The following is a 6,845-nucleotide window of genomic DNA, read 5'->3' on the forward strand; positions in this document are numbered from 1 at the left end:
AAGGCGCCGGGTGCTTAGCCAGTGGCCAGATAGCATCGGCCAAAATTCCGCTTTCCCGCATGATTTCGCCCCAGCTATATTGGGTCATGTCGGGCGATGACTTCACGCTCGACATCAATAACCCGAACGATCCCAAGATACTCTGCGTGGGGAACAATCCCGACAGGCAAAACATTTACGGAGCGGCTTTGGGATTGTATAATTCCCGGATTGTCAAGCTCATAAATAAGAAAGGCCAGCTCAAATCGGGCATCATCATCGACGAGCTGCCGACAATCTACTTCAAGGGACTCGACAACCTGATCGCCACGGCCAGAAGCAACAAGGTCGCCGTGCTGCTGTGCTTCCAGGATTTTTCACAGTTGAAGAGGGACTACGGGGACAAGGAGGCCGCCGTCGTGATGAACACGGTGGGCAACATCTTCTCCGGGCAGGTCGTAGGTGAAACGGCCAAGACACTCTCGGAACGGTTCGGTAAGGTATTGCAGAAGCGGCAGAGCATGACGTTGAGCCGCAGCGACAAATCGACATCCATATCCACGCAGCTGGACAGCCTGATCCCGGCCTCGAAGATCTCGACGCTCACGCAGGGAATGTTCGTCGGGGCTGTGGCGGACAATTTCGACGAACGTATCGAGCAGAAGATTTTCCACTGCGAGATTGTCGTGGACAACGAAAAAGTGAAAGCGGAAACGGCCCGGTACAAGAAGATACCACAAATTACCGATTTCACGGACGAGAACGGGACGGATCACATGAAACAGGTCGTGCAGGAAAACTACGAACGTATCAAGGCAGAGGCCGGCCGCATCGTCGCCGAGGAACTGGAACGTATCAAGAACGACCCGGTGCTTTGCAAGCTCCTGCCGGAACAGAACTAAATGAACACAAACACCCCCGCAAACACCCTCCGTTACCTTAACGGGGGCTGTTTCTTGGTTTTATAACCGCACAGCCGGTGTTTTGGAGCATAAAGTAGTGATTATGTGAACAGAAAACATTATTTTTGTGTTCGGAATCCTTTTAATTATAAGTATGACAGTTACCGATATATACGAAGCAATGAACAGCAAGGCGGAAGCGTTTTTCGAGTGGTTGCAGGCTCACCCTAAATACGGGTTGCTGTTTGGTGTCGGGTTGCTTGCCCTATGGCTTGCAGGGTTGCTGTTCCGTTGGAAATGGGCGTGTCATTGGCAGTTTAACAGCAAACTGTGGTTATTTGACGATTGCAAGCCTGAAACACGCCGCAGGGTTCAGATTGTGTTGGTCAGCGTTCTGATTATACTTATATTGGTTGGTTTCTTTGTATGGAGATAACGGTATGGAAAAGGACAATCGCAAATACCGGATCTGCTTCATCGACTATATGTGGTATGTAGCCGAGATATGGCACGAAAGGGAGCGTACCAATCTCAACGGACGTATGCTACTGTTTTGGTGCTGGCTCTTCGTCCTACTCATACCGCTTGGGGTTCCGCCGATATTGCGCCTTTTCGGCTGGATGATTGGTTTGGCCATAGTGATTCCTCTCTGCTTTCTTCCCGATTTATTCTGCAAGCTACGCTATACAGCCGGACGGCGTGAAGCGCTCCGTGAACATTACGGGAAGATGAAACATCCCGGCAGGAAGCTCGCCAAAATAGTTCTTATCGCTATCGCCCTGATCGTGGCAAATGTAGCGCTGATGTTCCACCTCGGATTTATACATTGGGCATGATGAAACGGCAGGAGAATAAGCAACGGTTCTATCTCTGGGACTACCTCTGGTGGATGGGGGAGAAATTGGAACAAGCAAGACGAACAGGCAGGGTCGATGGCGAAATGATGCTCTCGATTTATATCTTCGCTCTTTTGATATTCCCTATGATGACTGTTACTATCCGGCTTTTTCCAGGTGTGTCGGCATTGTTGCCATGTGTCGTTTTTAGCATTGTCACATTTGCCGTTATGTCGCTCGTCAGCAGGATTTACAAATGGCGAGGCAAAGCAGTGATGTCTCACTATGCCAAGTGCAGGTTTAACGAACTCCTTGCGGTTCTGTTATTTTTCCTTGCGATAGCCATTATCTGCTTTATGATGTATCTTCTTGACAAAAAGTGAAACAAGCTTTGATACGAACTCCGGGCCGTTATATCGAATGGTCTAACTCGATGTACCAGTTTCCCTTGATGGGTTTGTAAAGCGTGGTGTCGTTGTACGTCCTGCGGTAGATCTCGTTCAGGTCGCCATATTCGGTGATACGGATATTCCGACGGCTTCTCAATCCGGGATCGTAAACGAAACTCTTGGACGTTCCCGCATCCACGATGCCGTGGGAGTAGTACGGCATAACAAGGCTCACATATACCGAATCTGCCGTTCCCCATTCCCTGCGATCAACAAGGATAAAACCGCATCCAATCTCTGATAACAAGGAGTCGAGTAGGATTCGCTCCGGCTTCAACAGTCCATATACCGGAATGTCTTGTTCGTCATTCGTTTCATGGAATGTATCGCTTTGTTCTGTTGAATCAAGTATAATGACCTCTTCCGGAGAAAGCGGCGGGTAGTGAAAACTACCTTCTGAACTCTCTGCCATGATTTCGTACACCTTACGGAACGCCACCTCGTGCGTGGTGAAATGGCGTATCATTTCCTCGTCCGACGGCGGCATGGGAGGCTCTCCGCAGCTTGCGGCAAGCAGGATTACAAATAACAGGATTATGATTGGTGTTCTCATTTTCTAATGTTTAATAGGATGCAGATAATCACTGTTTAAGTGATTGATGTGCGTGTTATCAATACTTTAACTACAAACTTTAAAACAATCATTCATTTTATAATAATAGTTTCGTATCTATCAAAATGTATTCCTTGAAGATGATGTTTCAATACAAGGTTCTTAAATTCCTCCCCATAAAAAGTATAGCGACAATTTACATTCGGAAGTCTGAAAATAGTTTGCTCTTGGATTTTATTTTTATCCAACACAAATTTATTTATACAACTCACCCATCCTCTTTCTTTATCTAACCACACTATATCTGATTCTTTTTCAATCAAAGCATCTATTATATTGGTACAATGAAAAAAATAAAAACCTTTTGGCGACTTTATATCAAGAATTTCTCCATTTTTGATAAGAATATTTTCTAAAATACTTAATGCTTTGTCGCTAATAGTTAATAGAGGATTACAAAATTGTGATAAATCAAAATGTTTATGTCTATTACTTTTTTTCCATATATATTCCATCTCAGGAGGATTCCACTGCTTTAGTAAACCTTCAGCATGTCCCATACAATTTTGCCAATCTTCCACATTTGGAAAACGTAAATCGTTAAATCCTTCTAAACTACCTATTAAGTAAAAGTTCATATTGTCGTACTGTAATTGATAATGGTTTGACGGGGAACGGCGTTAGTCCGTTATCCCGGCTTGTTAATATTAAATTTATGTTTCCTGATAGATTGTTTCAGAATATAATTCTGTCGAAAGAATAATAGATTTTAATTCTCCATTAGACTTATAATCAAATGAATGTTGTAACGTATCCTGTTCAATATCATTTCTATCAAATTGTCTTATAACTATTTTTTGTAGGCGGTCATTTTCATAAAAATATGTTTCTTCTCTACTTCCACGAGAACCCTTTGAATACATTTTCTCTATTTTACCATTACTTCCATATAGATAATATCGGACATTCACAATACGTTTGCTATTATCATATGCAATAGTTTTCATGAGTTCCTTTTCATAAATGAAAAAGGTGTAATAGAATTGATTTTTAAGTTCCAAGCCCTCTCGGATTTCTATAATTTGATTTTTTACATCGAAATAATAAGTAAATAGGTTATTAGTTGTTTTGAGAGAAGTTACATTTCCAACTATTTTCCCTTGCTTAAACCTGTTTCTTTGATAAGAATAAGGGGATATTTCGTAGAACTCACCTTTGTAATTCTCTTCCCTTACAACATTCTTATCAATTTCTCTTTTCAATTCATCAAACATATTTCTCAATGAATTAAAATCATCTTTCAATTTATCAGGTATCATAGTGTTTCCTTTTAATATTAATGTTTGGTGGCTAACCGACCTTTCAGGGGTAGTTAAGCCGCTTGTTAGCAACCTCTTTTCGTTTTATAGATTATTTCAGAATATCCATTTGGAAATGATTTGGTAATACTTTCTAAAGCCCCATCGTCTTGATATTGGAATATATGAATTAAATCATTACCACTATTACCCTCAATATCATATTGTTTGACTTCAATATGTGTCAAAGCATTTTCTTTATAGATATAATTCTCTTCACGGCAACCATACCTACCACATAACTGTGACCGTTTCAGCTTTCCGCCCTCAAAAAAGTAATGGCATACATTCATCAAATGTTTTCCATTATCGTATAGAATACTTTTCACAAGATTGTCTGTATAATACAGGAAAGTGTGATAAAACTGATTTTCAATAGAACAACCAACCTTAACTTCTACGATTTGATTTTGGTTATTAAATCCGTAGATACAAAGATTTTTGGTGCTTTTTATTGTATCAGGACGCTTTACAGGTTTTCCTTGTTTGCAACCATTACGCTGATAGGAATATGGAGTAAGTTCATAAAACTCGCCCTTATACAACTCAGTCCTGACAACATCGTCTTCTATTTGTTGCCTTATGGTTTCAAAGTCATTTTTCAATGCTTCAAATTCAGTTCTTATAGTTTCTCCAATCATTTTCATCTTTTTGGGGTTGCTAATGTTCGGCAGCGTTCCGCTTATTCAATCGGTTTGCTGTTTGTTATCGGTCTATTTCTTCTGTTTCAATCTTGCCTCCAAGTTGTTCAATTTCTTTTCGATATTCATCCACAATTATAGAGTTCCCTATTCCAAGTAAAATTTTATCTCTTGAACAAAATTCCTTGATTTCACTTAGTGGAACAGAAAATTTCTTTTTTAAGTACAGCATAATTTTAGGCAATTCATTTCCCTTGTCTGCAAGATATATATTGTAAATCTTAGGACTAATGATTGTCAGATAATCATCTAATTCCGTATTCTCAAATTGCACAAACTCGGCAGTTGGTAATATTGCATAACGAAAACAATCCGATTTTGTATCACAAAACACAATGGAATAACCGCCTCTGTTAAGTTGCTTGTTCATAGCTTGGAACAACAAAGGCAAATAGTCACCTCGGCGAATTTTGTCCCAATCCAAAGAATCCTCAAACTTTTTAGTGTTCCATAAGAAACGTTCTATCCCATAATTCTTTAACATCATCGTAATGGAACGCTTAACCTGCCCTGAATATTCTTCACCACTCCAATCAATAACTGCCATTCTGTGAGAAACTATAGCAAAACAAAGCATAATATCTACTTCACTAAATTCATTGTCTTCAGAGCTTGTATCGTACCATCCCTTTTCAAACATTTTCCTATGTTGAAGGACAAAGGTTCTCTTATCTATATTGAACAACTGAATCATTTCTAAAAATTCATCATAGTGTTCTTTTAATAACACTTTAGCGAATAATTGAAGTTTACTATCCATATTTTAATTTTTAGACCGATAATGTTTGTTGGATAATCGACCTTTGGAAGATTAATCCGTATGCTATCGTTTATTTCAACTTAATTAGTTTTTCATATTGACAAGAAACATCAAGAAGTTTATCTACTAATTCATCTCCAAGCCAACAATCTATTAGATATTTGCCATAACTTGGTGTAAACGAGTAAATATCTTTATCAATCGCATTAATCATATTTTCCAATTCTTTTTGTACATTATGTAATGCACCATCAGGAAGAGAAGTCTTCCTACATTCAAAAGGTTGCGCTAATATTCTTTTTACATCATCAAGTATATTCACACAACAACTTTTTACTGTTTCTTTTCTACTTACCATATTAAACGATAATGTTCGGCGAATAATCGTCCTTTAGGGAGATTGATACGCTTGTTATCTGCCTTTATTCGCTTTGATAAGTTTCAACTACATACAAATCAACATTAGGATAATCATTTGAAACTGTCTCTATAATTGCTTTTACATCATCCCATTTTAATCCTCCTAATCCAGCACCGATTGCAGGTAAGGCTATTGCCGTTACATTATCACCACTGGCTAACTCAAGCATCTGTATCAGTGCCTTTTCGATATACTCTATTTTAGCTCGTGTTCGCCACGTTGCTTGAGTACCAAGGTTATATATATGTCCATTGCCATAATCATAATCAAAAACATCACCGGGGCAAAACTTATTTTCTTTGCACAACTGCTTATATTCAAGATACATATCTGGATATTTGCTTTTGAACTGTACGGCAATGCCTTTACCCATTGCACCGGCACAATTACAACCATGCGCATAACTGCTCACTCCATCAATACGGAATATGTCGCCTTTTTCAATATACCTAATCATTGTTTTTTTCTTTTTTATTGTTAATTATTCTGGGCAGATAATGTTCGGTGAATAATCGACCATTCGGGGAGATTTATTCACGTGTTAGTTGCAAATTTATAACTTTGACAAAAGAATATTTAGCTCCTTTATTTCCTGCTTTTCATCATTATATATCAAAGCATTTCTATACGAATGATTACTTGTACATATCGTTCCTATCTTGGAATTTTCCTGTATGTCAGAGTTGGATACTAATAATCCGTTCAAGATACATTTACCTATATATTCGGAATGTTCCTTAAATAAGGGAATTTGTTGCAATCGTTGGACAATCTCAAAAAGTGCTGTATCTTTTTCCTTTTCTTTGATTGCAGACAAAGGTAAGAGTAAATGAAACAGTACATCTCCATATATCTCTTTTGTAATCCTCATTAATTCCGAATATGT

The 6,845-nt window shown here is 38.9% G+C and carries 12 protein-coding genes; 4 read left to right on the forward strand and 8 right to left on the reverse strand.

From position 1 onward, the window contains the following. The 4 genes from HMPREF2794_RS07625 to HMPREF2794_RS07640 all read left to right on the forward strand — a co-directional run. The coding region (locus HMPREF2794_RS07625; protein ID WP_070751287.1) for a TraM recognition domain-containing protein at positions 1-881 on the forward strand (881 nt) is incomplete at its 5' end. A 154-nt stretch (positions 882-1,035) separates the two neighbouring features. Next, on the forward strand, positions 1,036-1,317 hold the full coding sequence (locus HMPREF2794_RS07630) for an Imm17 family immunity protein (protein WP_004295465.1): 282 nt from the start codon (positions 1,036-1,038) through the stop codon (positions 1,315-1,317). Between the two features lie 4 nt (positions 1,318-1,321). Further along, entirely contained in the window at positions 1,322-1,717 is a 396-nt protein-coding gene (locus tag HMPREF2794_RS07635; protein ID WP_004295466.1) for a hypothetical protein, read from the forward strand. Further along, positions 1,714-2,100 carry a hypothetical protein gene (locus tag HMPREF2794_RS07640; RefSeq protein WP_004295467.1) on the forward strand — a complete coding sequence of 129 codons (387 nt, stop codon included), beginning with the start codon at positions 1,714-1,716 and terminating at the stop codon, positions 2,098-2,100. Before HMPREF2794_RS07635 ends, HMPREF2794_RS07640 begins: the two co-directional genes overlap by 4 nt. Before the next feature lie 28 nt (positions 2,101-2,128). Here the strand turns inward: HMPREF2794_RS07640 and HMPREF2794_RS07645 are convergent, their stop codons facing one another. From HMPREF2794_RS07645 to HMPREF2794_RS07680, 8 genes are all read right to left on the reverse strand, one after another. After that, positions 2,129-2,719, reverse strand: a complete 591-nt coding sequence (locus HMPREF2794_RS07645; protein WP_004319175.1) for a DUF4948 family protein — start codon at positions 2,717-2,719, stop codon at positions 2,129-2,131. A 92-nt stretch (positions 2,720-2,811) separates the two neighbouring features. Beyond that, the gene (locus HMPREF2794_RS07650) at positions 2,812-3,357 is read right to left on the reverse strand and encodes an imm11 family protein (RefSeq protein WP_004295469.1); all 546 of its coding nucleotides are present in this window, start codon (positions 3,355-3,357) and stop codon (positions 2,812-2,814) included. A gap of 75 nt (positions 3,358-3,432) precedes the next feature. Further along, positions 3,433-4,038 carry a hypothetical protein gene (locus tag HMPREF2794_RS07655; protein ID WP_004295470.1) on the reverse strand — a complete coding sequence of 202 codons (606 nt, stop codon included), beginning with the start codon at positions 4,036-4,038 and terminating at the stop codon, positions 3,433-3,435. Between the two features lie 65 nt (positions 4,039-4,103). After that, the gene (locus tag HMPREF2794_RS07660) at positions 4,104-4,724 is read right to left on the reverse strand and encodes a hypothetical protein (RefSeq protein ID WP_004295471.1); all 621 of its coding nucleotides are present in this window, start codon (positions 4,722-4,724) and stop codon (positions 4,104-4,106) included. Between the two features lie 58 nt (positions 4,725-4,782). Then, the gene (locus HMPREF2794_RS07665; RefSeq protein WP_004295472.1) at positions 4,783-5,538 is read right to left on the reverse strand and encodes a DUF6630 family protein; all 756 of its coding nucleotides are present in this window, start codon (positions 5,536-5,538) and stop codon (positions 4,783-4,785) included. Positions 5,539-5,608: 70 nt separating this feature from the next. Continuing rightward, complete coding sequence (locus HMPREF2794_RS07670) at positions 5,609-5,860, reverse strand: hypothetical protein (RefSeq protein WP_004319180.1); 252 nt, start codon at positions 5,858-5,860, stop codon at positions 5,609-5,611. A 100-nt stretch (positions 5,861-5,960) separates the two neighbouring features. Then, the gene (locus HMPREF2794_RS07675) at positions 5,961-6,416 is read right to left on the reverse strand and encodes a macro domain-containing protein (RefSeq protein WP_004319182.1); all 456 of its coding nucleotides are present in this window, start codon (positions 6,414-6,416) and stop codon (positions 5,961-5,963) included. Between the two features lie 96 nt (positions 6,417-6,512). After that, a partial coding sequence (locus tag HMPREF2794_RS07680; protein ID WP_168166592.1) for an Imm19 family immunity protein occupies positions 6,513-6,845 on the reverse strand: 333 nt, incomplete at its 5' end.

Origin of the sequence: Bacteroides sp. HMSC067B03, assembly GCF_001811315.1 — a bacterium.
Taxonomy (GTDB): domain Bacteria; phylum Bacteroidota; class Bacteroidia; order Bacteroidales; family Bacteroidaceae; genus Bacteroides; species Bacteroides faecis.

Bases quoted from the DNA above. Each gene is read 5' to 3' on its own strand.
- HMPREF2794_RS07630 (WP_004295465.1), top strand. From the start codon at position 1,036: ATGACAGTTACCGATATATACGAAGCAATGAACAGCAAGGCGGAAGCG.
- HMPREF2794_RS07675 (WP_004319182.1), bottom strand. From the start codon at position 6,416: ATGATTAGGTATATTGAAAAAGGCGACATATTCCGTATTGATGGAGTG.
- HMPREF2794_RS07650 (WP_004295469.1), bottom strand. From the start codon at position 3,357: ATGAACTTTTACTTAATAGGTAGTTTAGAAGGATTTAACGATTTACGT.
- HMPREF2794_RS07640 (WP_004295467.1), top strand. From the start codon at position 1,714: ATGATGAAACGGCAGGAGAATAAGCAACGGTTCTATCTCTGGGACTAC.
- HMPREF2794_RS07645 (WP_004319175.1), bottom strand. From the start codon at position 2,719: ATGAGAACACCAATCATAATCCTGTTATTTGTAATCCTGCTTGCCGCA.
- HMPREF2794_RS07635 (WP_004295466.1), top strand. From the start codon at position 1,322: ATGGAAAAGGACAATCGCAAATACCGGATCTGCTTCATCGACTATATG.
- HMPREF2794_RS07665 (WP_004295472.1), bottom strand. From the start codon at position 5,538: ATGGATAGTAAACTTCAATTATTCGCTAAAGTGTTATTAAAAGAACAC.
- HMPREF2794_RS07660 (WP_004295471.1), bottom strand. From the start codon at position 4,724: ATGAAAATGATTGGAGAAACTATAAGAACTGAATTTGAAGCATTGAAA.
- HMPREF2794_RS07655 (WP_004295470.1), bottom strand. From the start codon at position 4,038: ATGATACCTGATAAATTGAAAGATGATTTTAATTCATTGAGAAATATG.